This is a genomic window from Conexibacter sp. JCM 18997, from assembly GCF_055391915.1.
Genome location: NZ_AP043885.1, coordinates 3,381,342 through 3,408,133, shown reverse-complemented (window position 1 = coordinate 3,408,133; position 26,792 = coordinate 3,381,342). Strand labels below are relative to the sequence as shown.

20 protein-coding genes and 1 tRNA gene are annotated in these 26,792 nt (G+C 66.2%); 11 read left to right on the top strand and 10 right to left on the bottom strand.

Annotated features, from left to right (window positions below; all coding sequences use genetic code 11):
- Positions 1 to 43 precede the first annotated feature (43 nt).
- The gene (locus tag ACZ5UI_RS17250) at positions 44 to 400 is read left to right on the top strand and encodes a PRC-barrel domain-containing protein (RefSeq protein WP_464189108.1); all 357 of its coding nucleotides are present in this window, start codon (positions 44 to 46) and stop codon (positions 398 to 400) included.
- On the opposite strand, the gene ACZ5UI_RS17245 is transcribed toward ACZ5UI_RS17250, so the two are convergent.
- Positions 370 to 1,917: a S53 family peptidase gene (locus tag ACZ5UI_RS17245; RefSeq protein ID WP_464189106.1), complete on the bottom strand. Its 1,548-nt coding sequence runs from the start codon at positions 1,915 to 1,917 to the stop codon at positions 370 to 372. The genes ACZ5UI_RS17250 and ACZ5UI_RS17245 overlap by 31 nt on opposite strands.
- 30 nt (positions 1,918 to 1,947) lie before the next feature.
- Between ACZ5UI_RS17245 and ACZ5UI_RS17240 the strand changes: the two genes are divergently transcribed.
- A complete protein-coding gene (locus ACZ5UI_RS17240; RefSeq protein ID WP_464189104.1) occupies positions 1,948 to 3,750 on the top strand; it encodes an NAD-binding protein in 1,803 nt (600 codons plus the stop codon).
- Here ACZ5UI_RS17240 and ACZ5UI_RS17235 read toward each other — a convergent pair.
- From ACZ5UI_RS17235 to ACZ5UI_RS17225, 3 genes are all read right to left on the bottom strand, one after another.
- On the bottom strand, positions 3,726 to 5,513 hold the full coding sequence (locus ACZ5UI_RS17235) for a S53 family peptidase (RefSeq protein ID WP_464189102.1): 1,788 nt from the start codon (positions 5,511 to 5,513) through the stop codon (positions 3,726 to 3,728). The two genes, ACZ5UI_RS17240 and ACZ5UI_RS17235, sit on opposite strands and share 25 nt — an antisense overlap.
- A gap of 66 nt (positions 5,514 to 5,579) precedes the next feature.
- On the bottom strand, positions 5,580 to 7,115 hold the full coding sequence (locus ACZ5UI_RS17230; protein WP_464189100.1) for a Na+/H+ antiporter: 1,536 nt from the start codon (positions 7,113 to 7,115) through the stop codon (positions 5,580 to 5,582).
- A 20-nt stretch (positions 7,116 to 7,135) separates the two neighbouring features.
- Complete coding sequence (locus ACZ5UI_RS17225; RefSeq protein WP_464189098.1) at positions 7,136 to 7,579, bottom strand: DUF488 domain-containing protein; 444 nt, start codon at positions 7,577 to 7,579, stop codon at positions 7,136 to 7,138.
- A gap of 47 nt (positions 7,580 to 7,626) precedes the next feature.
- On the opposite strand from ACZ5UI_RS17225, the gene ACZ5UI_RS17220 reads away from it, so the two are divergent.
- From ACZ5UI_RS17220 to dbpB, 9 genes are all read left to right on the top strand, one after another.
- Positions 7,627 to 7,699, top strand: a tRNA-Thr gene (locus tag ACZ5UI_RS17220).
- Positions 7,700 to 8,008: 309 nt separating this feature from the next.
- Entirely contained in the window at positions 8,009 to 8,245 is a 237-nt protein-coding gene (locus tag ACZ5UI_RS17215) for a helix-turn-helix domain-containing protein (RefSeq protein WP_464189095.1), read from the top strand.
- A 4-nt stretch (positions 8,246 to 8,249) separates the two neighbouring features.
- Positions 8,250 to 8,951, top strand: a complete 702-nt coding sequence (queC, locus tag ACZ5UI_RS17210) for a 7-cyano-7-deazaguanine synthase QueC (RefSeq protein WP_464189093.1) — start codon at positions 8,250 to 8,252, stop codon at positions 8,949 to 8,951.
- Positions 8,952 to 9,710 carry a 7-carboxy-7-deazaguanine synthase QueE gene (gene queE / locus ACZ5UI_RS17205; protein WP_464189091.1) on the top strand — a complete coding sequence of 253 codons (759 nt, stop codon included), beginning with the start codon at positions 8,952 to 8,954 and terminating at the stop codon, positions 9,708 to 9,710.
- On the top strand, positions 9,707 to 10,138 hold the full coding sequence (gene queD, locus ACZ5UI_RS17200; protein WP_464189089.1) for a 6-carboxytetrahydropterin synthase QueD: 432 nt from the start codon (positions 9,707 to 9,709) through the stop codon (positions 10,136 to 10,138). Before queE ends, queD begins: the two co-directional genes overlap by 4 nt.
- A gap of 3 nt (positions 10,139 to 10,141) precedes the next feature.
- On the top strand, positions 10,142 to 10,966 hold the full coding sequence (folE2, locus tag ACZ5UI_RS17195) for a GTP cyclohydrolase FolE2 (protein WP_464189087.1): 825 nt from the start codon (positions 10,142 to 10,144) through the stop codon (positions 10,964 to 10,966).
- The gene (locus ACZ5UI_RS17190; RefSeq protein ID WP_464189085.1) at positions 10,963 to 11,622 is read left to right on the top strand and encodes a hypothetical protein; all 660 of its coding nucleotides are present in this window, start codon (positions 10,963 to 10,965) and stop codon (positions 11,620 to 11,622) included. Before folE2 ends, ACZ5UI_RS17190 begins: the two co-directional genes overlap by 4 nt.
- Complete coding sequence (gene dpdA, locus ACZ5UI_RS17185; protein ID WP_464189082.1) at positions 11,622 to 12,872, top strand: tRNA-guanine transglycosylase DpdA; 1,251 nt, start codon at positions 11,622 to 11,624, stop codon at positions 12,870 to 12,872. Before ACZ5UI_RS17190 ends, dpdA begins: the two co-directional genes overlap by 1 nt.
- Positions 12,872 to 14,002 (top strand): DGQHR domain-containing protein DpdB, encoded by a 1,131-nt coding sequence (dbpB, locus tag ACZ5UI_RS17180; RefSeq protein ID WP_464189080.1) that lies wholly within the window; start codon positions 12,872 to 12,874, stop codon positions 14,000 to 14,002. The genes dpdA and dbpB overlap by 1 nt, the downstream gene beginning before the upstream one ends.
- 766 nt (positions 14,003 to 14,768) lie before the next feature.
- Here the strand turns inward: dbpB and dpdD are convergent.
- From dpdD to dpdG, 6 genes are all read right to left on the bottom strand, one after another.
- Complete coding sequence (gene dpdD / locus ACZ5UI_RS17175) at positions 14,769 to 17,018, bottom strand: protein DpdD (RefSeq protein WP_464189078.1); 2,250 nt, start codon at positions 17,016 to 17,018, stop codon at positions 14,769 to 14,771.
- Positions 17,012 to 17,473, bottom strand: coding sequence for a phospholipase D-like domain-containing protein DpdK (gene dpdK / locus ACZ5UI_RS17170; protein WP_464189076.1), 462 nt, complete (start codon positions 17,471 to 17,473; stop codon positions 17,012 to 17,014). Before dpdK ends, dpdD begins: the two co-directional genes overlap by 7 nt.
- Positions 17,474 to 17,535: 62 nt before the next feature.
- Positions 17,536 to 22,014, bottom strand: a complete 4,479-nt coding sequence (dpdJ, locus tag ACZ5UI_RS17165) for a protein DpdJ (RefSeq protein WP_464189074.1) — start codon at positions 22,012 to 22,014, stop codon at positions 17,536 to 17,538.
- Positions 22,011 to 22,742, bottom strand: a complete 732-nt coding sequence (locus tag ACZ5UI_RS17160; protein ID WP_464189072.1) for a hypothetical protein — start codon at positions 22,740 to 22,742, stop codon at positions 22,011 to 22,013. The genes dpdJ and ACZ5UI_RS17160 overlap by 4 nt, the downstream gene beginning before the upstream one ends.
- Positions 22,739 to 25,822, bottom strand: coding sequence for a protein DpdH (dpdH, locus tag ACZ5UI_RS17155; RefSeq protein WP_464189069.1), 3,084 nt, complete (start codon positions 25,820 to 25,822; stop codon positions 22,739 to 22,741). The genes ACZ5UI_RS17160 and dpdH overlap by 4 nt, the downstream gene beginning before the upstream one ends.
- The gene (gene dpdG, locus ACZ5UI_RS17150) at positions 25,819 to 26,790 is read right to left on the bottom strand and encodes a protein DpdG (RefSeq protein WP_464189067.1); all 972 of its coding nucleotides are present in this window, start codon (positions 26,788 to 26,790) and stop codon (positions 25,819 to 25,821) included. Before dpdG ends, dpdH begins: the two co-directional genes overlap by 4 nt.
- Positions 26,791 to 26,792: the final 2 nt, after the last annotated feature.

Sequence of the window (26,792 nt, the reverse complement as noted above, 5' to 3'; positions counted from 1 at the left end):
GGCGTTTGCCGGATGTGCGCCCCGGGCATGCCGGGAGGCAGACATGTGGATCACGGACGACGGACGAAACGACTGGATCGGCCTGCAGGTCGATGACCGCACGGGCGAGAAGATCGGCACGATTCGCGAGGTGCTGCTCGATCCCGAGACCGAGCTGACCTGGCTGCGGGTGCAGATGGGGAAGTTCGTCCGGCAGTTCACGCTGGTGCCGGTGACGGGCGACGCGATCGCCGCACGCGGGCATCTGCAGGTGGATCTGCGCCGCTATGACGTGCGCGAGGCGCCGCGGCCGATCACGCCCGACGCCTGGCAGACCGGCTCGTTCCGGTCATTGCTCTACCGCCACTACGGCCTCACCGGGCTGCCGCGTCAGCGCGGTGCCGCCGCCGCGCGCCCGTAGCGCAACGCGACGTCGCTGAAGCGCGCGACGTTCAGCGACCCCCAGCCGCTGGCCAGGTCGTAGCCCTTGGTGGCCGCGTAGCCGCCGACCGGCTGACCGTCTGAGAGCGGCGGCAGGATCGTCGAGCCGACGTCGTTGGTGCCCATCGTGACGTCGAAGAACGCGTTGCGGTCGGCCTTCGCGTTGGCCGTGGCGTAGATCAGCGGGTTGAGGAACCCGAGCGAGCGCTGGCCGCGCTTGGCCGCCGCCTGGTTGGCCTGCGCGATGCCCGCGGCGTACAGCGGCGTGGCCGCCGACGTGCCGCCGATCGTCATCCAGCCCACCGGCTGCTTGACCGCGGCGCACTCCGGGCTGGTGCAGTAGAAGACGTAGCCGGGCCGGTTGTCGGCCAGGCCCGAGATGTCGGGCACCGTGCGCTGCGGGCTGGCCACCCTGGTCTTCTGCCACCAGGGCGCGCCGAACAGCAGCGAGACGCCGCCGGTGCCGGAGGCCGGGCTCTCCGGCGAGTTGTTCCACACCCACTCGCCGACCAGCTGGTTGGCCGCGTTGAGCTCGATGTTCGTCCCGCCCACCGCGGTGACCCAGGGCGACGTGGCCGGGTAAGAGGGCGACAGGACCGGCAGCGGCGCGGTCGCCTGGGCGCTGGGGCTCAGGCAGCCGGTCGAGCCGGTGTCGCCGGTGGCCACCAGCACCGACGTGCCCGCGCCCGCGGCGAGCAGGAACTCCGCGTTGAGCAGCCGCACGTTGTCGATGAACTCGATCGCGTTGTTCTCACAGCCGGCGATCGAGATCGAGATCACGTCGGGGCGCGTCTTGGGGTTGCCCAGCGCCGCGGCCATGGCCAGCACGGGATCGGGGCTCTCGTAGACGTCGACGGACTCCAGATCGGGCACCGCGGCGGTCAGGATCTCCAGGTCCAGCAGCGTTTCGTCGCCCGTCGGGAACGGGTCCTTCATGCCCACCGGGATCGTGCGGATGGGCGGCAGCTCGTAGCCGAAGCAGGCCGCGAAGGTGGCCAGGTCGCTGGGGTCGAAGCCGTCGATCTCGATCAGCGCGACGCGCTGGCCCTGGCCGGTCAGCCCGCGCCGGCTCAGCGTGCGGTGGCCGTAGGCGGTCAGGTACTGGTTGGGCGTGAAGCCGGGCGAGTCGGGATAACGCGCGGCGTTGCGCCCCTCGGGACAGCCGGCGGCCGTGCCCGTGCGCAGCGTGCCCGACTGATCGACGCTGGGGTTCGTGGCCACCTGGGGCGTCAGGGCCAACGGGCGGCGCTGGCCCGCGCGCGGGCGCTTGGTCGGCTGCGGGCCGAACTGCTGGATCAGCTGATCGACGGTCCGGTAGCGGCGGTAGTGGCGGGAGGTCGGATCGGAGACCGCCCGCACGAAGGCCTGCAGGCCCTTCGAGGAGCTGAGGTGCAGCAGCGTCTGCTCCTGCTGGGCGGTCAGCCCGCTCTGGGCCACGGCGGGCGCCGCGGCGAGCAGGCTGAGCAGCGCGATCACGACCAAGACGATGCGTCTCATTGGATCGGCGAGACTACCGACGTGGAACCGTTGCGCCCTTCCGATCAGGCCACTGCCGCCGAGCCCGACTGGGGCGCCTGGTGCGACCACGTGATCGTCTGCGGCCTGCACACCGTGGCGCTGCGCACGGTCGAGCAGCTGCACCTGGCCGGCATCCCCGTGGTGGTCATCGACGACGAGCCCGACCCCCGCCTGGTCGGCACCGTCCAGGCCTGGGAGATCCCCTACATCCAGCGCAACACGCTGATCGGCGACCCCTTCGCCGCCGCCGGCCTGGCCGGGGCGGCGGCGGTCATCTGCGCCGAGAGCAACGACCTGCACACGCTGGAGACCGCGCTGCAGGTGCGCAGCCTGCGCCCCGACGTGCGCGTCGTCGTGCACCTCGACAACCCGGCGGTCGGCCGCGCGGTGGAGGGCATCACCGGCGTGGGCAGCGTGCTCGACGTGGCCGGGCTGTTCGCGCCGTCGGTGGTCGACGCCTGCCTGGGCCGCAACGCCCACGACCTCGAGCTCGGCGGCCAGCACTTCGTGGCCGTCGAGGTCGACGTGCCCCGGCTGGGCAGCCTGCGCGAGCTGTACGGCGACCTGGCCCCGATCGGCGCGCTGACCGGGCCCGACGAGCAGCTGATCGCCTGTCCGGGCCGTGACCTGGTGGTCGACGCGGGCGACCAGGTGACCGTGCTGGGCACACCGGGCGACATCGCCGCCGCGGGCATCGACGTCGACGAGCGCCACGGCGCGCCCCAGCGCCGGCGCGGGCCGCTGCGCCGCGTGATGCTGACCCTGCGCGACGCGGGCGACTACATCGACGGGCCGGTCCAGGCCACGCTGCTGGCCGGCCTGGCCATCTTCATCGTCTCGACGATCATCCTGCGCATCGGCTACGTGATCGCCGACGACCCCGACGGCCACATGAGCTGGCTGCAGGCGATGTACTTCACCGTCGAGACGAGCGCGACCGTCGGCTTCGGCGACTTCTCGTTCGCCAACGAGTCGTCGGGGATGCAGATCTTCGCGATCGGGCTGATCATCGCCGGCACGACGTTCGTCAGCCTGCTGTTCGCGTTCATCACCAACGCGCTGGTCAGCCGGCGGATCGAGGCGTCGCTGGGGCGCGCGAAGGTGCGCGGGACCGAGGGGCACGTGATCCTCATCGGCCTGGGCTCGGTGGGCATGCGCGTGCTGGAAGGGCTGCGCGACCGGGGCCGCGAGGTCGTGGTCATCGAGCGCGACGAGGACAACCGCTACTCCAGCCAGGCCCGGCTGATGGGCGTGCGGGTGATCGTGGGCGACTCGACCCTGAAGCGCACGCTGGAGGCGGCCAACCTGGAGACCTGCTCGGCGGTGGCGGTCATGACCTCGACGGACATGACGAACATCGAGACCGGCCTGGCCGTGCGCGACGGGCTGGGCGAGCGCTGGTCGGAGGTGCCGGTGATCCTGCGCGTGTTCGATCGCTCGCTGGGCCATCGCCTGGAGGAGACGTTCGACTTCCGTCACGTGTGGTCCACGGCGGCGATCGCGGCGCCCTGGTTCGTCGGCGCGGCGATCGGGATGGGCGTGCTGGCCACGTTCTACCTGGGCCGTCAGCCCTTCCTGGTCGCCCGCCTGACCGTCAGCGACGGCGGCGGCCTGTCGGGTCTGGAGATGCGCGCGCTATCGGCCAACGTGCGCGTGCTGGCCATCAGCCGCGACGCCGACGGCGGGCGCCTGGAGTACCCGCCGCGCCGCGATACGCGCTTCGCGGCGGGTGACCAGGCCTACCTCGCGGGCCCCTATGAGGAGCTCATGGAGGTCCTACGCAGCGATCAGTCGCGGGTCCCGCGGCCGTAGCCGAGTGCCGCGTCGGAGAACGCGGCGATCTTCAGCGAGCCCCAGCCCGTGACGTTGTCGTAGCCCTTGCCGGCGTCGCAGCAGCCGACCGGCTGCCCGTCGCCGACCGGAGCGGGCAGCGCCGTGCCGATGTCGTTGTTGCCGATCGTCACGTCGCTGAGCACGCGGCTGTAGGCCTTGGAGTTGGCCAGCTTGTAGATCAGCGGGTTGATCAGGCCGAGCGTCGGCTGACCGCGCTTGGCGGCCGCCTCGTTGGCCAGCGCGATGCCCGCGGCGGTCAGCGGCGTCGCCGCGCTGGTGCCGCCGAAGGACAGCCAGCCGCCCTGGGGCGCGCCCTGCAGCGCGCAGTCGGGGTTGGCGGTGCAGTAGATCGCGTAGCCGGGGATCGGGTCGCCCAGTGCCGAGACGTCCGGCGTGGAGCGCGTCGTGCCGTTGTCGAGGCTGACGCTGAGGCCCGGGCCGGTCTGCCACCAGGGACGCGGGAAGATCAGCGACTGGCTGCCGCTGGTCGCGCCCGCGTTGCCCGGCGCGTCGTTCCAGACGACCTGGCCCTGCAGCGTGTTGTCGGTGTTGAGCACGACGTTCGTGGCGCCGACGGCGGTCACGTAGGCCGACGTCGAGGGGTAGGTCGCGCCCTGCACCGGCAGGATCTGGTCGTTGGCGTTGCGGCACGGGGTCGAGCCCTGATCGCCGGTGGCCACCAGCGTCGTCGTGCCCGAGCCCGCCAGGACGGCGAACATCGAGTCGAGCACGTGCACGAGGCTGACCGCGTTGGTGTAGTTGTTCTCGCAGCCGTCCAGCGACAGCGACAGCACGTCGGGGCGGGTCTTCTCCGAGCCCAGCGTGGCGGCCAGCGTGTCGAGGATCGAGCCCTCGTAGATGTCGATCGCCTCGACGCCGGGGGCGCCGGCCGAGAGGATCTCCAGGTCGGCGGTCGTCTCGTCACCGGGCGGCAGGAGGTCCTTCATGCCGACGGCCTTGGCGTTCAGCGGCGGGATCTTCACGCCGAAGCACTCGCCGAACGTCTGGATGTCCTGCGGGTTGTAGCCGTCGATCTCCAGGACGCCCATGCGGATGCCCTTGCCGGTCAGGCCGCGCTGGTGCAGCGTGGTGTGGCCGTAGGCGGCCAGGTACTGGTTGGGCGTGAAGCCCTGGATCTCCGGCGGGCCGGGGGTGGCGTTCTGCCCGGCCGTGCAGCCGGCCGGGGTGCCCGAGCGGGTGCGGCCCGAGCCGTAGCCGGCCAGGCTGCTGCCGGGCGGCAGGGTCGCGGTGGCCTGGGCCTCGCTGACCGGGTTCTCGGGCAGCACGTCGGCGTTGGCCACGGCGCCCTCGAGGGCGGCGGGAACCTTCGGGCTCCAGGTCTTGGCGCCGGCGGCGGTGGCCGTGGTGGCGTCGCCGAACAGCGCGCCGGCCTGGTCGGGCGTGGTGGTGACGGTGGCGAACAGGCCGGTCTTGGAGACCTGCAGGTCGGCGCCGTTGTCGGCGGCCCAGCGCTGCGCGGCCTTGCGCGTCTTCTTCGTGGAGCCGAAGCGCTTGATCAGCTTGTTCGGCGTGGAGTACTGGCGGTAGTGGCGCGAGTCCGGATCGGACACCTGGCGCACGAAGTTGGGCAGGCCGGGCTTCTGGGCCAGCTGCAGCAGGACGGTGATCGAGTTGCTGCCGCCGCTCTTCTTCGTGGCGGCGTCGGCCGCGGGCGTCGCGGCGATGGTGGCGGTCAGAGCCAGGCAGCCGGCGCCCGTGAGCAGCCGGGAGAAGCGGGACATTCGGGGGAACCTTCCTTCGTGGAGCAGTGCGTCTCGGATGTCAATTCGGCATGTGCGGGCAAAACTTCAATTCAGGGTGGATTGGTCGAGCTCACCGAACCGCTCCTCCTCCAGATCGAGTTCGCGCTCCAGGCGCCGGGTGGTGGCCTGGTCGAGCTCCTCGTCGGAGTGCAGCTGCTCGATCGTGCGCCGCTCGGCCTCGACCAGGCGGCGCTGCAGGGCGCGCGCGGCGGGGAGCGTCTCGCTGTCGCGCTGCTCGCCGACGTGGCCGAGCCGGAGCTCGTAGCGCCGGCGGGCGAAATCGACCGCCTCCTCGGGGAGGTCGTGGTCCTCGCGTTGTGCTTCCTCGAGCTCGTGGAGCGCCGCCTTGGCCGCCTGCTCGCGGGCGTTGGACTCGGCTTCCTCGTCGGCCTCCTCGGGGGAGACCAGGTGCTTGGCCACCCAGGGCAGCGTCAGGCCCTGGCCGACGAGCGTGGCCAGGATCACCGAGAACGTGATGACCAGGATCAGCGGCCGGCCGTCGACGTCCATGGGGATCGACAGCGCCGCGGCCATCGACACCGCGCCGCGCATGCCGCTCCAGCCCAGCAGCGTGCGTTCGTTGAACGGCGTGGGGGAGCGGAAGATCGTGGGGACGACGAGCATCCAGAGCATGCGCGCGGCGATGACCGTGCCGATCGTCGCCGCCGCGGCCGCGACGACCGTCTGCGTGCTCGTGTTCTCGCTCATCGACTCGAGCACGGGCCGGATCTGCAGGCCGACGAGGATGAACAGGAGGCTGTTGAGCAGGAAGATCAGCACGTCCCAGAAGGCGAACGCCTGCAGGCGTGAGCTCGGGTTGAACAGGCCGGTGGGCTTCTGCCAGGCCAGGTACAGGCCGACGGTGACGGCGGCCAGGACGCCCGAGACGCCGAGCTCCTCGGCCGGGATGTAGGCCAGGAAGGGCGTGAAGAGGGAGAGGGTGATCTCGACGGGCGGGTCGTCGACGCGGCTGCGGATGTGGGAGACGAGCCAGCCCGCGGCGAGGCCGATGGCGATGCCGCCGATCGAGACCGAGACGAACTGCCAGCCGGCGTCCACGAAGCTGAAGCCGGCGGCGGTCGTCGCGCCGATCGCCACCCTGAGTGCGACCAGCGCCGTGCCGTCGTTGGTCAGCGACTCGCCTTCGAGGATGGTCGTGAGCCGCTCGGGCATGCCGATGCGGCCGAACACGCTCGTGGCCGCGACGGGGTCTGTGGGCCCGACCACCGCGCCCAGCACGAAGGCGGCGGGCCAGCTCAGGCCCCCGACCTCGTGGGCGACCAGCGCGACCGCCGCGATCGTCACGGCGACCAGGCCGACGGCCAGCAGACCGACGGCTCGCCATTCGCTCCTGAGCTCGCGCGGGCTGGTCAGGAAGGCCGCGTGGTAGAGCAGCGGCGGCAGGAAGACGAGGAAGACCACGTCCGGATCCAGCTCCACGTTCGGCAGCCCCGGAATCGCCGCGATCAGCAGCCCGCCGATGACCAGCAGCACCGGATAGGGCACCTGGATCACGCCAGCCAGCCGCGCGATGCCGGCCACGACGACGAGCAGGGTGATGAGCAGCTCCGCTTTGGACACGTGCGGAGCTGTTACCCCGTCTACAGGTCGATGACCTTCACGCTGTTATCGCGGCTTTGCAGGGCATCCGTGATGATCCGCCGATGGCAGCCCGCGGGGTCGGCCTCCAGGCACAGGAGCGCGGTCCGCGGGGCGTTCGGATTAGCGAGGTCCTGGCTCAGCTCGTCGATCGCCTCGGGTGCGTTCTCTTGCACGTGCGCGGCGTAGGCGGCGCGGGCTTCTGCGAGCTTGTTCTGATGGAACAGCGGCCGAATGTGCTGCGGCGTCCCGAGCTCCCTGCGGTGCTCATAGACGATCCCGTGATCCCGCAGCAGCTCCGAGAGCTTGGTCTTCGACATCCCCGCCCGCCGAGACTGAGGCCGCAACCGCACATCGATCACCCGCTGAACGCCCGCACCCACAAGCTCCGCCGCCAGTTCCGCCGGCAGCAGCTTCTCGTAGCCAATCGTCCAGATCGAGGGCACCGGCGTCGAAGCTAGCGCGACCAGACCGGCGCTACCATGGCCTGCGCGCCGACGTAGCTCAGCTGGTAGAGCACTTCACTCGTAATGAAGGGGTCAGCGGTTCGAATCCGCTCGTCGGCTCTTGGCGAAAGCGCCGGAGATCGCCAATATTCGGGCGCCGGCTGAGGGGGACGGTCATGAGTCCCCACCAACCATTCCGCCAACATGGCCATGGATCCTCGCCACGTGGTTTCTGCTGCGTGCACCGTCAGGGCGACGTTCGCACCGCCCCTCCGAGCGACCCGGTGTGGCTGCGATCTTGACTGCGCGCCTCAAGTAGCCCTCAGGCGGAATCCCTGCAAGCGCGCCACAACCGACGCCTCAGGCCCGAGTTGTCCGACGGCCTGTCTAGCGTGACCGGCCGTGACAGGTGGTGACAGCCCAGGACCGATGGTGCAGGGGATCGAGGTGCTCATGTCGATTGACGACGTAGTCGACGTGCTCCGCATCTCGGAAAGCGGCGTCTATCGCCTGGTTCGCAACGGAGAACTCCCAAGGGTCAAAGTCGGTGGTCGCACGCTCTTCGATCCCAACGACGTTCGTGCGCTCATCGCGAACAAGCGGCAGGGGGCAGGCGACCACGAAGGGGGGCGAGTTTTCTCGTCTCCGCCTCTAGAGGAGGGGTGAACCAATGGCTGACCAGAACGCAGTTGTGCTGCTGAGTGGAGGACTGGACTCGACCACGGTTCTGGCGATCGCCCAGGACCAAGGCTTCAACGTTCACGCGCTGTCGTTTAGCTACGGTCAGCGTCACAGCGTCGAACTCGACGCTGCCAAGCGCATCGCCGCGGCGGCGAATGTCGCAAGCCACGAAGTGGCGCAGATCGACCTCCGCACCTTTGGCGGCTCCGCGCTCACGAGCGACATCGAGGTTCCGAAGGCACGGTCGCTTGACGACATGGCGGATGACATCCCGATCACCTATGTGCCGGCGCGCAACACTGTGTTCCTGTCGTTCGCGTTGGCTTTTGCCGAGGTTGTGGAGGCCGACGACATCTTCCTGGGAGTCAATGCACTGGACTACAGCGGCTACCCGGACTGCCGCCCGGAGTACATCGAGGCGTTCCGGCAGATGGCGAATCTCGCGACCCGCCGCGGTGTGGAAGGCCATGAGATGCGGATCCACGTCCCGTTGATTGATCTGACCAAGGCGCAGATCGTCGCTCGCGGGCTCGAACTCGGCATCGACTACTCAGTGACCCTGAGTTGCTACGACCCGTCATCTTCGGGCGAAGCCTGCGGCGCGTGTGACGCCTGCCTGCTGCGAATCCGCGGCTTTGCTGAGAACGGCATCTCTGATCCCGCGCCTTACTCCGGGCAGGCCGCCGCGTAGATGTCGGGCGCGACCGTCAGCGCTCGCGCGCCCGCGCGAGCAAAGCTCTTCCCCGTAGTCGAGATCTTCGGGCCGACCATCCAGGGCGAGGGCGCTGAGGCTGGCTTGTCTACGCACTTCATCCGCGTCGGTGGCTGCGACTACCGCTGCAGCTGGTGCGACACGATGTATGCGGTCGACCCAGCGATCGTGCGAGCCACCGCTGAGAAGCTCAGCAGCAGCGAGATCGTGAGCCGCGTTTCTGCACTCCCGGGCCGCCCAGACTGGGTTGCCATCTCCGGCGGTAACCCGGCACTCCACGATCTCGGTGAGGTCGTCGCTGGTCTGCATCAGCGTGGCTTCCTCGTCTCGGTTGAGACGCAGGGTTCGCGCTGGGCATCCTGGCTCAGCGATGTCGATCGCCTGACGGTTTCGCCGAAGCCGCCGAGTTCGGGCATGGCAACTGCGCGTCACGCAGAGCAGCACGACTTGTTCATGCAGCAGGCCATCGCCCAGGCAGCTCGTCAGCTGGTTTTGAAGTTCGTCGCCTTCGACCAGCGTGACCTCGATTGGGCGACCGAGCTCGCTAGCCGCTGGGACGGCCTGCCGCTGTACCTCTCCGCTGGCACGCCAATGCCGGCTACATCCGATATCCGCGACGCGGTGGGCGACCGGTTTCGCTGGCTTTGTGAGACCGTCGCTGTCACGCCGGAGCTCAGCCGGGCCCGCGTCCTGCCGCAACTCCACGTCATCGCATGGAAGGGAGCGACCGGCGTATGAACCCGATCGAACTTCACGATCTTCGAGCGGCTCAGGCTCAAGCCCGGCCTTCGACCACATTGACTGAGATCTTCAAAGAGTTCACGTTCGAGTCGGCACACCGACTGCCGTACGTGCCCGAAGAACATAAGTGCGCACGCCTACACGGTCACAGCTTCCGCGTCGAGATCCACGTCTCTGGCGAAGTTGATCGGCGGGCGGGCTGGGTTATGGACTTCGCTGACATCAAGAGTGCTTTCGAGCCTCTCCACAGCCAACTCGATCACAACTACTTGAACGAGATTGACGGCCTGGAAAACCCGACCAGCGAGAACCTTGCTCGCTGGATCTGGGATCGCCTCCGACCCTCACTCCCTGGCTTGAGTCGCATCGTTGTTCGCGAGACCTGCACCTCGGGCGCCGTGTACCAGGGGTCGAGCGAGGACTAGGTTGTGCAGGTAACGATCACCGATGTCGCACTCCCGGACGTTCAGGCGGGCGAAGAGGATCGTGGGATCGCCATTGAGGCGGTCGGCGTCCAGGGCCTCCGTTACCCGATCACAGTGCGGCTCCCGGACGGGAGCGAGCACCCCACCTACTGTGAGGCGGAACTGACGGTCCCTCTTGCCGCAGATACCCGTGGCACTCACATGAGCCGATTCGTGGAGGCACTGCACGCCCATCGGTCGCGTATATCACCGGACGGGGTGCTTGCCCTGACGCGCGACGTCTCAGAGCGTCTCGGCGGTGCCGGCGCGACGGTTGAGTTGCGGTTCCCGCTGTTTGTGGATCGCTCTGCCCCTGTCACGGAGCGACCTGCCCTGCTAGCGGTCGACTGCTTGTTGTCGGCCAAGGTCAGTGATCAAAGCATGACGGTGACCGTCGGCCTGCGTGTTCCGGTGACATCGCTCTGTCCGTGCTCGAAGGAAATCTCCGACTACAGCGCGCACTCTCAACGCGGCTACATCACGGTTCGTGCCGTCGATGACGGACGGGCTAGCGAGGGCCACGGTATTTCGCCGCACGATCTGCTCGCTGTTTGCGACGGCGCGGCGTCGGCACCGGTGTATCCACTCTTGAAGCGTTCCGACGAACGCCACGTGACAATGCAGGCATACGACCGGCCGGCGTTCGTCGAGGACCTGGCGCGTGATGTCGCTTTCGCGCTCCAGGCCGATGACCGAGTCAGTTCGTTCACCGTCGAGGTGGTCAACCAGGAGTCGATCCACAACCACCAGGCCGTCGCCCGCATCGCGTGGCAACGGAGGGCGACATGACCGACGACCTCGTGGTGATCACGTCGTGCACAGCTTCAAAGCTCGAGCTTGCGGCAGGCGCGGACTGCGTCGCGGAGTCTTTCTACTCCGGTCAGCAGCACGTACGTTTGATGCGCGGGGTGCAGGAATATCGCGCTGCGGCTGAACCGGCGGGTGCGTTGCGACTTCGCATCCTGTCGGCCTTCTACGGCCTGTTGTCGCCGCAGCAGCGCATCACGGCGTATAACCACAGCTTTGCTGGAAAGCCCGTCCAGACGATCCGCCGCGAAGCCCGCGAGAAGCATGTTCCCGAAGCGATCCACGAGATTCTGCGCCAGCCTTTCGCTGCGGCTCTGCTCTTGCTCAGCGACCCGTACCTGCGGGCGTGTGACTTGTCCAATGATCTTCGTCTCGGTGGTCCTGTCGTGAGCTTCTGCTCACCGGCCGCCGCTCGTCGGATGCCGAACATCGCCGGGCTCCGCACGGTGGCGCTGAGCAACGCTGATACCCGTCGGTTCGCGTGCGGGCTAATCTCGCTGAAGGGAGAACTCGGCGGCCGAGTGCTGACGCGTCTTGCGGCGGGCCCGGGTGAGATCAGCGTGCTGACGTCACCGACCGCGAACCTCCTCGACTGGCTGGAGCCCACATCGCAGATGCCCTTGAGTGAGGCGGCGTAGTGGACTTCTACTTTCCTGACAGCCAGGATCAGATTGACCCGTTCTTCAATTTTGAGGACGACGAGCATCTGCCGTTTCATGTCCGGCAGCGCGATGATCTCTACGCCCACGAAGTCCACGATGAACCGCCGTACGAGGGGATTCTGGTTTCGAAGACGATGGTGGATGGCTATGAGGGCGCGGGGCGCTATACGGCGGCACATCGCCACCGGCTCTACCGCCTCGGTTTGCGGGAGTTCTACCGTCTCCCGGATGGCCTGAAGGTGCTCGGCGACTGTGGCGCGTTCAGCTACGTCGCTGAGGAGCGGCCACCGGTGACGGTCAGTGAGACGATTGACTTCTACGTGGGTGTCGGAGTTGACGAGGGTGTCTCCGTCGACCACGTGATCCTCGGCTACAAGCCCAATCTTGACCGCGATGGCGGGGTTCCAGAGGACTGGCTAGCGCGTCAGGCCCTCACGCTCGAGCTCTCCGTCGAGTTCCTAGAGGAACATCGTCGCCGCGCCTGCGCGTTCACCCCCGTTGGCGTTGCGCACGGTTGGAGTCCGCAGTCGTATGCGGCGTCCGTCCGGCGTCTTCAGGAGATCGGGTACCAGCGAATCGCCCTTGGCGGGATGGTGCCGCTAAAGACGATGCAGATCATCGAGTGTCTCGAGGCGGTGCGTGAGGTACGCGAACCGGGGGTCAGTCTCCATCTCCTTGGGATCTCGCGGACGGAGCACTATGCGACCTTCCGCGCCCTAGGGGTCCGCAGCCTTGACTCGACGTCGCCGTTTCGCCAGGCGTTCAAGGACGACAAGGACAACTACCACACGGCTACCGGGAACTTCGTGGCGTTGAGAATTCCGCCTTCCGACGCCAACGCCAAACTCCAAGCACGCATTCGTGCCGGCCACCTCGATCAGTCGACCGTGCGCTCAGCGGAGGAACGGGCACTAGACGCTGTGCGGGCCTATTCCGCGGATCACGGCACACTTACCGATGCAGTAGACGCCTTGCGCGCGTATGAGCATCTGCATGACACAAGCGGAAAGGATCGGACGACCTCGTATCGCACGTTCCTAGAAGCGCGCCCCTGGCTGAAGTGTCCGTGTGGCGTTTGTCGGCGCTGGGGCGTCGAGGTGGCGATTTTTCGCGGCACTGAGCGGAACAAGCGGCGGGGGTTCCACAACCTCTGGGTGTTCCATCAGGTCATGCAAGGTCACATCGCCGGCGCACCTCATTCAACGATCGAGCAGGGGTACGCGTGATGAGTGAACTGCGCCTTCCGGCGCTCGAGGTGCGGCAGGGCGATCGTCGGCTCTATCAGTTCGCCGTCGATGGCAAACGACTCCATGAGATCAGCACGGTGTCTCGGATCCATCGCGACGACCAGGGCGAGATCGGCGGCTACCAACGTCCCGAGGTTCTCCGGCACGTCAAGGCCATCCGTTCCTACCTCGAAAGCCCAAGGGCTCTCATGCCGAACGCCTTGGTCATCGCATTCGACTCCCGCGTCAGGTTTGAGCCAGTCGAGGGAGCAGAGGCTAACGCCAGCAGCGCGGTCGGCACCGTCGTCATTCCTATCGGCAAGAGCGGTGAAGAACCGCCGGGATGGGTGGTCGACGGCCAGCAACGTGCCGCAGCACTGCGGGACGCGCGCGTCGAAGCGTTTCCCATACCGGTCGTGGGATTCATCACGGATGACCTCGGCGAGCAGCGCGCTCAGTTCATCCTCGTGAACAACACCAAGCCTCTGCCGAAGGGTCTAATTCACGAGTTGCTTCCCGCGACCGATGGAGCACTGCCGGTTGCGCTGCTGCGCAAGCGGTATCCCTCGAAGTTGCTCGCGGCGTTGAACCTGACCCCTGGGTCGCCCATGCACGAAGCGATCCGGACACCGACGATGCCCGAAGGCCGAATCCGCGACAACTCTGTGTTGAAGATGATCGAGAACTCGATCACCGACGGCGCGTTGTACCGATACCGTAACCCGCGTACCGGCGAGGGCGACGGCGAGCGCATGCTCGAGATGCTCTGGAACTTTTGGACCGCGGTTGCGCAGACCTGGCCTGGAGCATGGGAGTTGCCGCCGCGCAAGTCTCGTCTCACACATGGCGCCGGGATCGTCGGGCTTGGCTACGTGATGGACGAGATCACTGACTGTGTAGCCGCGGGTAATGACGTCCCCAGTGTCGATGTCTATGCGCGCGAACTCGAGTCCCTCGTCGAGGTCTGCGCGTGGACGCGAGGGCAATGGGACTTCGGACTCCGCGACCGGCGCGCGTGGAACGAGATTCAGGTCACGCCGAAGGACATCCTCAGACTCGCAGATCTGCTGTTGCGGACCTACCGCGAGAGCCAGATAGCAACGGCGGGCATCGAAGAAGCGACGGCTTGACGCCGACGCTTACTCGCCGATCTTGATGTCCGGGTCCAGCGACCCCAGGATATTGTTGGCACGGGCCTCGAATGCAACGCGCTCAGCGCGCGGCGTACGCCGCCATTGTTTGATCATCACTGAACGAAGCCAAAGCTGATCGAGTAGCCGTCGGATCCGATCGTCCGTAGGTGAACCAAGAAGTTCGGCGCCTAGTATGTCGGCATCCCTCAGCGGCATCAGTAGTCGGACCGCGATGCCACTGGCGGGCCTCGCGACGGCGTTGGCTGCGTCGGTTCGTCTGGTCATGTCCCTGCAAGCTCGGCCGCTCGTCGACTGATGGTTCACGATGCACGAGCACCACCCCGTCGCCGTGGGCGGCCAACTGCCTCAGTCGCTCTAGGTGATCGAGCGCACTACGCCGCTTAAAGGTCGATCTTTGCAAATCGCTCTGACAACGAGATTGGATCCTCGCCTCTTACAGTGCAGTGCCCTTATCGATCGGGCGTCGGCGCGAGAGGGCCTCGCAAGACATGAACAGCCGCGCGATATGTGATTCGTAACGATGCCTGCCCTTCTGGTCTACGCCGTGAATCATTCGTTCTCCGTAGTCCTCTCAGACCCGGGCTGCCCACCGGGACGGATCAGTCCACCGAAGCAGGGGAAGGCGAGGCTCCCGTTCGAGGACTGACACGTGCTGTGCGGACGTTACGCTCGGCGGCACGCTGGGATGAGCCGTCCCGGGTCTTACCCGGCCCGGCGAGTGAGCGTGCAAACATGCGGCTGATCAGACGGCAGCAAGTTCGTCGAGGCGGCCCAGGACGGCGCGGACGAGACCTGTGCTGCCGGCGCTCCCGACCTCTAGCAGGGCGTCGTCGTCAACCACGCGGCGTATCGCGTCGGTAGCGGCGTGTTTCGCACTGGCGATCACCACGGCCATGACGTCCGCTCGGCGCGACAGGCTGCGCAATCGCTCGGACCCGTCGTGTTCGTGGTTCAACTCAATGATCATCCGCGGATAGCGCCGAGAGAGGATCGTCCGCGCACGCATCGCGGCCGGCTCGCTCAGCGTGTAGATGCCGATGAGCAGTTCACCGAGATCGCGCGCAGGCGAATCTGCGGGTGCCTCGACTTCACTGGTCGCGCCGTGTGTCGTCGCCAACGCTTGAACCTCGCCCTCGAATCGGCCTGCGAAGACCTGATCGGTTGCTAGGAGGGTGAGGAACTCGAGGTCGACGGAGTCGATCTCCCGCCAGGACGCCGCGTCGGCGAGTGCCTCTTGCACGAGTTCCGCTCTGGCGCCATCACTCGGGCATGGATGATCAACGAGCACTTGCAGGACGTCGACCAACCAGTCCAGGGTCTTGGGTGACCGCAGACCTTCCCGCCAGATATGGCCGGCCATCTCGATGATGCCTTCGTAGCTGTCGGCTGTAGGAGTGGCCTCCAGTAGGCGCGTCAGAACGGCGGTCGCTGCCTCCCGCACGGCCCGAGAGCGTGAGTCTCCGTAGGCGAGTAACTCGAGGATGGCGCCGTAGACAGGTGTAGAGGTGTCATCGGTCGTAGGGCGCCTGGTGAGGTAGGCGAGTAGGTGAGGAAGAGCGCGCTCCAGAGTCGGGCGCGCGCCGTCTGTAACGCTCGTCAGCGCGAGCGCCAGAGCCGATGCCTCCACTTCGTTCTCCGGTTCCGTAGGACGCCATTCCACCGAGCCGAGTTCAGCGATTTCGAGGGCGTTCGGAAAGTCTGCGTCCTCGGCCAGTCTTCTCAGCCACTGTTGCCAGGAGTCGATCACGGCGTCGCCGGCGCCGCCGAGCGTGAGCATGTCGCGCAGAGGCGTTCCGAGGAGAGGAAGCGCGAGCAACGTGTCTCGCTGATCCGCGCTCAACTGCTCGAACGCGACGACGACTTGGCGAGCAGCCTTCAGGCTGCGAATCGCCACCGCCGCGCCAAGAAGAAGCTCGACGGTCTCGATCGATGGCGGCGTTGCCTCAAGCAGTTGGAGCACACGGCGGTGGTCCTTCGCGTAGCCGGCTTCCCGAGCGGTGGCGATGAGCTGTGTCGCCTCGGTGCCGTCGGGCTCTGGCTCAACGGTTGGTCGCGCCTCCGTTGCGAGGTCAGCGAGGCGGTTGAGCCATGGCAGGTCGGTCGGTGGCGCGACTTCAAGCTGAGCGCGTGCTTCCTCTCGGGTGCCATCTCGCGAAACGATCTCAAGGATGCGCAGTTGCAGTGCATGCGCTGAGTCGAGGTCGGGGCCTGATTGCAGAAGCGGCGCAAATCGGTCGCGCACACCTTCTTTGAAGCTCGCGAGCGCCAGCGCCGCATCATCCGCAGCGGCCGCACGTGCGAAGTACACGGCATCCAGTGCCTCGACCAACATCGCCGTGACGCGGATCGGCCGTCGGGCGTTCACCACGTCATCCAGGCGCGGGTGTCGAAGCACTTCAGACCATCGTCCGGCGGCAGCCAGAAGGCGCAACTCGATAAAGAGCAGGTTCTGACTCGACATCTCGCCGCGCTCCCGAAGGACCACCAGGAGTCGTTCAGCCTCGGCAATCGAGGAGGTCTGAATAGCGAGCTCAATGTCCCGGAGCACCTCCGAGAGCGGCTCGAGGACCTCCCTTCGTGCCTCAGGGCGCTGATCCCAGGCGTACTTCAGTCGCTTCATCGCGGCCCAAGCCTTCGGTTTGTCGCGCACCGTCGCCTTCAACACCGGACCTCTGCCGAGCTCAGCCTGGAAGGCGAGCAGTGCAGCCTCTCGCGGGTCGGCGGGATCGAGTACAGATGGAGCGCCTTCGAAATCCGACCAACTCGGGCCAATCGCGGCCAGCAGTTCCTCTGCCAGACCTCGGGCCATCGGTCTTGAGCGTGCGATGCCGTAGAGGTGCAGGGCACCGTCGGCGTCCGTCGCTGGAAGGATCGTCGGCTGGCCGCGCCGCAGTCGCTCTACCCATGGAGCAAGCGACTGATGGAGCGATCCGTCGGAGCCCGCGAAGGCGGACAACAACTGGTTTATTGCGTCCTGGTCTTTGGCTACCACTGGTCGTCAAGCGCGATGCGCATCTCGGCGATCGCCGATTTGTCGACGTCGTACGTCACGGCTTCCTCGTTCAGATAAATTCCCTTGAGCGTAAAATTCATGGATCCGCGGATGAGGCACCGGCTCGTGAGCAGGCCCTTAGTGTGGAGGAGGGCGCTGCTCTTGGTGATGAGTTGCTCCGACGAATCGATGTCGTTCGCTCGACGCTCCAACTCACGGACGACCCCTACGCTGGCGTCCTCGGTTCCGGTCTTGAGCCGCACCGTCGTTCCGCGCTGGAGAAGGGTCATTAGGCAGTCCAGCAACCGGATCTCGCGGAGCCCCCAACGGGGCTGAACTGCGCTGAAGTCGCCGGCTCGGTTGTCGAGCACCGTCAAGTCGCGGATCCATGGCGACACGATCCAGATCTCATCCGAGGGACTCAGCAACTCACCGGCGAAGACTGCGCCGAGCAACTGACCGACCTCCTCCCTCGCTCGATCGTGGCGCTTGTAGATGGTGCGTGGTCCGGCGGACATCAAATCGGCGTCTCAAGCGCGATGGTGACGGAGAGGTCAGCAGCGTTCCGGTCGATGCGCTCGACCGAGGGGTGAAGCAGATAAGCGCCTGTGTCGATCGCCTGAGTTCCGAGGAGCGTCAAGGCGTCGGCCATCGTGTCCTCATGCGGCCGTGGGCACGTGAGGTCGCACATGCCCCTGTTCGCGAGGGCATCTGCCATCGCCGACCACCAGTCGGGCTCCGTGACGTCGACGCGCGTCACCGTGTCGGCGCCGAAGCCCCGGAGCATGCGGGCATCGGTCGGAATGGTCTCCTTGAACTGGTTGTAGTGCGACAGTGCGCCGGCCCTCACGCGCCAGCCATGGGGCCAGAGCAGTCCGAGGATTTGTCCGTATCGCCAGCCGGCATCGCCAACTCCGTTCCCTTCCGGGATGGCTGCCGCGACGTCCTCTCGTTGCCTGGACGCATAGGCAAAAATTCGTGTCTCGAGTTCGATACCGAGACGCTTCTCGGCCTCGGCCCAATCGTTGGCGAGGTCACGAAGCGCGATATCCGTGGCGGCCGAGGTTCCCGGCCGCAGCACGCGTGCGTTCAAAGCGGCCACTACTGCATGCCGGGTGTCAATGCCGGCAGCCCGCAGAGCGCGGACGAAGTCTTCGAGGGCGAGTCTCCTTTCTACATGGGACTCTGCGGCCCTGAAGCGAGCGACGGCGGTGCTCGTGGCTCCGGAGGTGGCGATGAGTTCCAGAGCTCTCGGGATCTCATGGTCTACGACCTCGAAGTCGCTCGGATCGAGCGTCCGATCAAGTAGCCGAAGAAAACGCCGGGGATCGGCGGTCATCCGGTGGTGCACCTCCTCGATCGCTCCACCGCCGCCGACAACACGTTCCGTCACCCAAAGGCTGGACTCGTCAACGCCGCCGTCTTGCTGCACTCCCCCGCCCATGTCCACGATGACCTCGTCCTCGGAGAAGTCGGGGCAGAGCCTTCCACAGGCAGAGGCGATAGCCGCCCCGAGGGTGGCGAGCCAACGCGCGCGTGCAAAGCGTTCCCACGCCTCATCCGCGGGATTCCAGAGCACAGGCGCGAGATCCCTCAGGACTTCGACGACTAGCGGTTCGTGCAGCAGCGCCGCGAGGCGATCGGCCCCCCGGCGGTCTTCTGCGCCATCCTGTGATCCGCTTGTGGGGATTGCGGTAGCGAAGATCCCGTCGACCGCTTCCTGCAGCACTGGCGTCGCGTCGCTGGCGTGAAGCCACTGCCAGGCGTCCTCCAGGCTGCAGTGCGCCGCGATCGCCCGGTCCACCAAAGCGCTCAGATAGAGGTGCTCGAGTTGCTGACGCTTGAAAACGTTGGCGATCCCGTCCAGGCGAGGATCCGCAGCAAGCAGTTCCGCGAACAGCGCCGTGCGGAAGGGACGCACTGCCTCCGGATCAACGTCAGACGGCGCGAAGCGCTCGGGCAAGTTCGGGCGAATGGTGAAGCCATCCACCTCGATCTCGTAGCCCAGGCCGACTGGCTCGTCATCTGCGACGAAGAGATACGAGCCCTCCTCTTCGGATCCGTCGCGGTGCAGCGTGGCGTAGTCCCCGCCGATCGCGAAACGACGAACGGTCACGGGCCCGCGCCGATTGTGGGTATGAAAGTCGATGGTTTCGATCAGGCTCCGCCAAGGGGATGCGCTGGGGACCTTGACCCTGTGCGGGGCGGCGCCTCCTGCAATCTGGCTCTGCCAATGCAGATTCCCGCGAGAACTGTCACTGACGTCCTCCGGGACGCCATCCGTTCGAAACTCCCAGGGCCGGACGCACGGAACTTCCCGCACCTCGCCGCTGGTCTCATAGGCGAAGTCACCCAGCGTCTCCCCACGCGTCATGAATGCGTCGATGGATACGGCGGCGCCGGCAGGCGCAGGGATCCACGACCTTGCACCGCGCCGCTCAACGGCGAAGCGCATGCTGACGTTGCCGGGCGCGAACGTACGAAGGGAGAGAAGAATGGGAACCGCGGCCGTCTCTTCGTCTGCATTGGCGCTCTGCGGAGGTGTCGTGACCAAGACCTCTGGCAGGCTGAGTTCGCTGAAGAGGTTGGCTGGGATGAAGTCCGGCAGGGGGTCGTACTTGGCCCGAAAGTCTCGGTCTCGTCCGCCACCGTTCCTTGTTGGATGGAACCAGTCCGACTGTAGGCGCCGCAGGGCGGTCGGCAGCACCGCCGTAAGCAGAGCCCGGGGCGGTTCCCATAGGACGCTTTCGACTTGATCGTCTGTGAGCTGAAGCGCTCGCCGGAGATGTGCCCGCAAGTCCGCGAGTACCGACGGACTGGAGAGCGTCTGCTCGATCAGCGCGGCTATGGCAGTCCGTTGACTCGAACTGCTTCGCGGGCCGGCTAATGCCCGCCAGCCTGATGAACGATTCTGCGACGGCGCCAACCGACGGGCCGTCCAGTCGAGCCAGGCGTACGTGGCCTGCATCCGTAGCACGGCCCGGTTGCCGATCGGAAGAGGTCGCGGCCGCAGGATCGGATCGAAAAGCAGGTCATACGCGTCGTATACGAGCCTGTCACGCCCGAAGTCGCCGAGTGTGACGACCGTCCACGGACGCATGGCTCGCGTTCTTCCCGCCCGGCCGCGACGCTGGGTGAACGCCGCCTCGTCCCGAGGGGCCTTGTGCTGTATGACCCCACCGACTTCAGGGTCGTTGAATCCGACCTCAAGTGAGGCGGTGGCCACGATGAGGTCCGAACGATCATTGACTCCCGCGTCCTGAGACGACACGCGCGTCACATGAAGCAGCGTCTGTCCGGACAGATCGTGCCCAAGGTTCTCTGAGAGGTCCCATGCCTGGCCGTCCTGCCGGCGGGCAGCCGTGTCGGGGCGGTCAGTGGCACGTAGTGCAGCCAATGGGGTGGCGCCTGGTCGGCGCTCCTGCCGGTAAGGACCTAAGGCTTCGGCGTCTCGCGTGGCGTGATAGAGGCGGTTAGTGATCTCGAGATCGTCAGTGAAGACGAAGGCCTTGCTGCCGTATGCGCCGTTGCTTACGGGATCGGACCGAACGTCGAGAACTCTCCGAAGCAGCATGGCCGCCTGGATCGTGGTGGAGAGCAATTGTGTGCCCGAAGCTGGATCGCCTCTGAGAACGAGTTGATACTCCATTCCCTCCTCTTCGAACTCGAGCGGTTCGATGAGGGCGACGCGATCCTCGGGCACTCCCGTGAGTCGGGCGAAGAACGATGCGGCATCCGCCAATGTTGCAGAGAGGCCCACAAAGTGAACCTTGCCGCCGACAGCGGCGTGCCACCGGCGGAGCAGGAGGGCCGACTGTGCGCCCGACACGCTCGCGTAGGTGTGCGCCTCGTCGATGAGCGCGACTCTTGGAGGGTTTGCCCCCAAACCCAACAGCTGTTCATCCTCCCACGTGCTGAGGTGCCGATTGAGCATCTCTGTCGTCGTGAATAGGACGTCCGGCGGGGCCTTCCGAAGAGCCTCACGGGTGAGCGGCAGCTCATCTCCCGGGATGGAGACTGAGCAGTGAGGGTCTCCGCAAGAGAGCCGCTCCACCCCGTTGTTGCGATCGACGTTCAACCAGACCAGGGGACCAGAGCAGTCAGGTCGTGGGCATCGCATATATGGACAGGCAAGGCCGTCGCCGGCGCGTGTCCAGCCTCTTTGGCTGAACCAACGATCGTCGTCATCTGCACTGTGTGGCGTTGCTCCGAACAGCGCTCCCACTGTGAGCTTCGTTCCCGCCTGGGTCGCGCCATCGAGGCGCCGGGCCTCGATGAAGGTCTGGGACAACTGGTCCTTGAGCAGTTCGTTCCGGGGGTAAATGGCGAGCGCGTGAGGGCCTCCTCCACCACGGCTAGCGATGTCCGCCAACACCGGGAGGTAGAAGGCGAGGGTCTTTCCGCTGCCGGTGCCAGCGGTAATGACCGTGGCGCCGGCCTCCGAAGACGCGATGCCTCTGAGGATCGACGCGGTGGCTCTCACCTGGAAGGTCGAGAGCGCGAACTCCTCCGCTCTCGAGGGGTCCACTCGCGAGGTGAGTAGAGCTCGAAGAGCGGCCGATGTTGAGGGGGGCAGATCGACAACGTCCGCTTCGATCAGGCTGAGCGCTTGGTCGATGGAGATGTCCCGTGTGGGGTAACGGCGGGGACGAAGCGCCAGCCTGAAGTCGGCGACGAGCCGAGAAGCATTTCGCCACCCGGTCCCGGAATGCTTCGGGAAGAGCTGACGCAGTCGCACGAGCAATCGAACTGTCTCGGCCATCCGCGTCCGATAGAGGTCCGGACGGTCTGGGACTGGGACGACGAGACGTTGTTCCAGCAGCGCGTCGAGGAGTTCGTCAGCGCTGATAGACGCGCGGTGTCGATCGACCTCGACTTGCAACGTTGCGAGAACGTCGTCTTCACTGAACCCGCTGTCGACGATGCCCCACGAGAGCAATTCCGCCTCGGTGCGTTCCAGTGCGCTAAGCGCTTCTAGTTGAGCAGCAAGGTTCATCGCCGAGTCACGATCCGGAAGTCCGCGGCGACCCCGCTCGCTTGGAGTTCAGTGAGCAGTTCCGCGTCGATGTCGGCAAGGGTCAACGAGGTACTCGAGGACGCATCCTGGACGAATCGCAGAAGCCTCGCTTTCCGCGGCTCCGCGAGTTCGGCTAGGAGTTCCTTGATCCTGACCGCCGCGGCGTCGACCTGCTCGAGGTCTTCCTTCGTGCGCGGGAGTGCAGCCGCGTACTCCCCGAGCGTCCTGATCTCGACCGCTAGCGCATCGGCTGCTTCTTGGAGGCCGATCTTGCGGAGCGCGGAGACCGTGCCGACCTCGATCCCCGCCCTGGCCTCGTCAACGATCCGCTTCAGCGCTGGCTCCACCGCCTGCCGGCCAGACTCGACATACGTCGACACCGCATCGAGCTGACGTCGTCGATTCCTCACAGCATTCGGGTCTGCGTCCACCCTCTCGGCGAGCGCACGTAGGGAGCGCGCAGTCGGCCGTCCGTCTGGCAGGTCGACCGAGCGCCCGGTGTCGGAGAGGGCCCGGGCGCTCCCATGCAGCGACCTGACGTCGGCGAGGCGGGCTTCGAAGCTGTCGCGCGCCTCCTCTAGTCCCTGCAGGGCGTCAGCGGTCTCTTCGCGATTCTGTAACTGGTCGACGGCGTCACCGAGTTCCGCGGCCCGGCGCAGAAGTGATGTTGATCGCTCAGAGGCAATCTCGTCACGAGTCTCCGTCACACCGTCACCTCTAGCTCGTCGGCCAGGGCCCGAATGGCGGACGCCACCTGCGCGCTAATGGACGCGATCCCAACTCTTGCCTCCGGACGTCCACCGAGACCCGCGACGACAGCCGTCTGAGCGACACTCAGCGTCTGGTCGGCCCAGACGAGGTAGGAGTCGATGGATTCCAGTTCCTCCCGTTGGGCGCGGACGAGGAGGTCGAGCCGTCGTGGCCACCTGAGCTCTCCGATGCGCTCGAGATCCTTCAGTCGATCGAGCGCTCGCAGATCGGCGCCTCGGAACCGAGCTTCCCGCTCGCTCGTGTCCACCTCGAACTCCGGCGTGGCGACGCCGGCGTCGCGCGCTGAGTCGTGCGCTTCGCCGACTGCCTCGGCGATCTGGGCCGCGTCTCGGATCCCTCCTAACAAGCCGAGGGCATGGGCGCGTTGCTCACCAAGGACTGCGAGATGCGCTTCTACTGCAGCGGGCAGTGTTCGGCTGAGCGCTTCGCTGTGTCTCGAGATCGCCCGATCAACTCCCTCCGCCACTGTGACCTCCTCCCAGCCGTTCTTCCGCAGTTCCTCGATCGCGGTCATGACGGTACCGGAGTCGAGCGCAAGTGGGAGGAGGTTGTCGCCGACGGCTCGTCTGAGTTCGGTCTGAGTCAGCAGGAGGTCGATCAGGTCTTGTCGACTCGCGCTACCCGACGGCCCGCTCATCAACGTCTGTTGATAGCGAAGCCAGCCCGCGTCCGATGTCCGGTCCCCAAGACTCGGCTCGGCGAAGATCGCCTCCAGCAGGCGCTCGTCCGTGTCGCTCGGGCCCGCGATGCCCAGCGCCGCTGTCCCCAGAAGCAGGGTCTGCGTGGCGGCAACGATCGATCCGTCCGATGGCCGCAGGCGGCGCAATGCCCCCACGGCCCATGCGTCCACCAGACCGCTGAAGGTGACGAACCGCTCGATTCCCCGCTCGAAATTCCAATCGCCGCGTGCCTCCGCTTGGAGCACACCTTGCAGCAGGAACGCGTTCGCGTCCGATGGCTCGACAGTGCCAAGCGTCGCGGACGCCACTGATCCTTCTCCACGCGCTTTCGGTCCCAACGAGAATGCGCTCTGGCTGACGAGCGATTCCAGGGCGCGCTTCCCCACACCGAAACTCGACCATTCGCGGGCGCCCCGCACCGCTACCGCCAACGTCTTTCGGATGCGGTTCGCGAGGCTTTGCTCTAGCACGCCTCCTCGGCCCCAGGTGTCGAGCGCGAGACTCTCACGGTCTTCAGTGCTCGACGGTTGGGTCTTAGTTGAACGCGGTTCTTCCCCCCGGTGGCCCGGCCGCATGCCTCCCGAGGGCGATGTCTCTTCGGGGGGCGTGACCACCGTGTCCAGGTCCGGCAGGTCCGAAAGCCGAGGCAGGTCAAAGGCCTCGTGAATCTCCGGGCGCAGGTTGACAGGCTCGCGCGGAGTTCCACCCCAGAAGGTGATGAGCGCCTTGCGGCGTTCAGCCGTCGGCGGATCGGCCTGCTCGTAAACAGTGGAGACGGCGGCCGGCAGGTAGCGCAATTCGGGTCTGCCAATGACCGCTTGCTCGTCGTAGCGCTTGAGCCATTCGTGGTCAGGAAATCGGCCAGCGGTCAGAACGGCGTGCTGCGTGCGGAGCGCACCTTCGAGGATCTGGAGGATGTGCCGTGGGTCGAAGACATCCGTCTGCGAGTTGATGATGCGTTGCAGCGAGGGGCGATTGAATGGGTAGAGCCCGAAGCCCTCTGACTCGCCGAACGCCTCATGACACTTCTCTTGGAAAGGGCAGTCGGTGCAAGCATTTGGGAGCCAGTCCTTGTTGCTCGTCGCAACGGTCGACCGGCTCTCGAACGCATGTGTGAGCTTCTGGCGCCCGACCCGAGCGGCGTTGAGGTACGTCGCGACGAACGCCTCCACCGCCTCGTGTCCGACCGCGGTGTCGGCCTCACCGAGTTCGGCATCCAGGCTGTACAGGTACCCACCGCGTGAGTGGATGCGGGTCAGCGCACCTTCCTTGCCTTCGAAGTAGCCACTGGTAACTGCGAGGGCGCTCCTCATGGGGCACAGGACTCGTTCTCCTCGGCTCTCGGCTTCCGCGATCATGGCGTCGAGTAGTTGTGTTTCGACGCCGCGGAGAAGTGCGAAGTCCTCGACCAGGAGCACCAGCGTCCTTCCCTCTTCGAACAGCGCCTCGCGGACGTCAAGCATCACGTCGTAGACCTGGCGCCGATCGATTCCGAGCAACCCGCCGAGCGCTGGATTTATCTGCTCGTTGAGCATGCGGACGGCAAGGGCGCGCTGCTCCGGGTCGCCGTAGAGATCTTGGCGAAGGTCCCGTGCTACCGCTCCCGCGCGCATTACGTCCTGAACGTCGAGGTCGAGATCGCTATCGGTGAAGGCCGGTATCTCGCCGTCGCTTCGCTTCTCACCCAGGGTCCTTGCCACAGTTTCGGCGATGACACCGTCATCGGCGAGAAGGGGAGCCCGAAACTCGGGATCGTTCAGGAGGTCCGGCAACGACTCCGCTAGATCCTGCCTGTCGAGCAACTCGTCATCAGAAGCGGTGACGTCTGCTCCGTGTTCGCGCACAGCGAACGCGATCTCGGAAAGCAGCTTCAGTCTCGCTATCCCCTCGTCCAGGCCGGCTGCCGCCTTGTCAACCTCCGCTCGGAGTTCGATGAAGCGCTCACGGTGGCGGATGTTGGGCTGATCCAGGCCTTCGAGGATCTTGTGGATGACCTGCTTCAGACTGGTGCCTCGCTTCTCGATGTACACCACGTGCAGGTCGTCGGACCGTTCGATGTTGGCATCAAGCCAGCGGATGAGATGGGACTTGCCTGTGCCGGACTCACCGACCACCGGAACGATGCGATCGTCGGTGGGATCACCACCGAGGAGCGCGTCGAGCACCTCATGCTCGGTTACCGGTGTTCCACGATCGGAGCGGCTACGGCGAATGTCCTTGCGGAGCACCCGCGCGGGTCGGTGAACAGCGCTGAAGACTGCGGGAGCGTCGCGGTTGGCGTCGTCGACGAGAGTGCTGCCAACCTCCTCCACCTTCCAGCATGCGAAGTTCTTCATCTGGGCTGCCTCAGCACCGCGTGGGTGTAGGGCTGGGCGCCGACAACCAGCGAGCCACCTCGGTAGTCAGCTCGGCGCTCCAGGCCGATCGCTCCGGCGTTCTGCAGCCGAAGCAATGCGAGGCTGAGGCTGCCTGACGCCACTCCTGGCGTCTCCTCCAGGCCGACGTGTGCCAAGACCTCGCGCCGGTATGTGCCCCCGTCGATCACTGGCAGCGCTTCGGCCACCCGGGCGAGCAGGTCGACAATGGGAAGTTCCGCTCCGGCATCAAGTTCGGAGACGGCGTCCTGCACCGCGGGGGTGGGATCGGGGAAGAGTCCGTTTCTTCCGTTGTCACGAGCGAAGCCAAGAAATTGAGACCACCGCCGGAAGTTCACCCATCGGTTGTTGTTGCTCACTAGGTCGCGACCGTCGTACTGGCCTTGCATCAACTGAACGTTCCGGTCCTCCGGGCCGGTCCATTCGAGGGGAGGGCGACCGGGGTCCTGAAGCAGTAGCCAGCAAAGGATTCGCGTGAATTCACGTGACTGGTTCGCCGAAAGGGCCTGGCCGTCGGTTCGCTCGTCCTGGTCGCCGCCCTCGCCGCCCTCGCCGCCCTCGCCGCCCTCATAGGCCTCGTCGGGTGAAGCCGGCTGAAAAAGCGAGTCGTTGTTGCGCTTGAGGAGGACGAGACGTCTGAGTTCTCGAACGAAGAACGCGTCCGCAACTTCCTCGGAGCCACGCTTAGGCGGCCTGGGCAGAGCCAGGCGGTAGCGGTCGTCTTCAGCGGACTCGAGCACACCGATCGACACTGCCTCCTTGACCGTTCGCTCGGCGCTGAGCCTGGGCGCGGAGCCTCGGTGAATCGCGGTCTTCGGCGCGAGCAAATTCACGTATCCGTCGGTCGTGGCTTCGAAGGCCGTGGGCATCCGGACGCACAGGCGGTACAGAGCACGCATGATGCCGGGATGGACCTCGGTCGGATTCACGA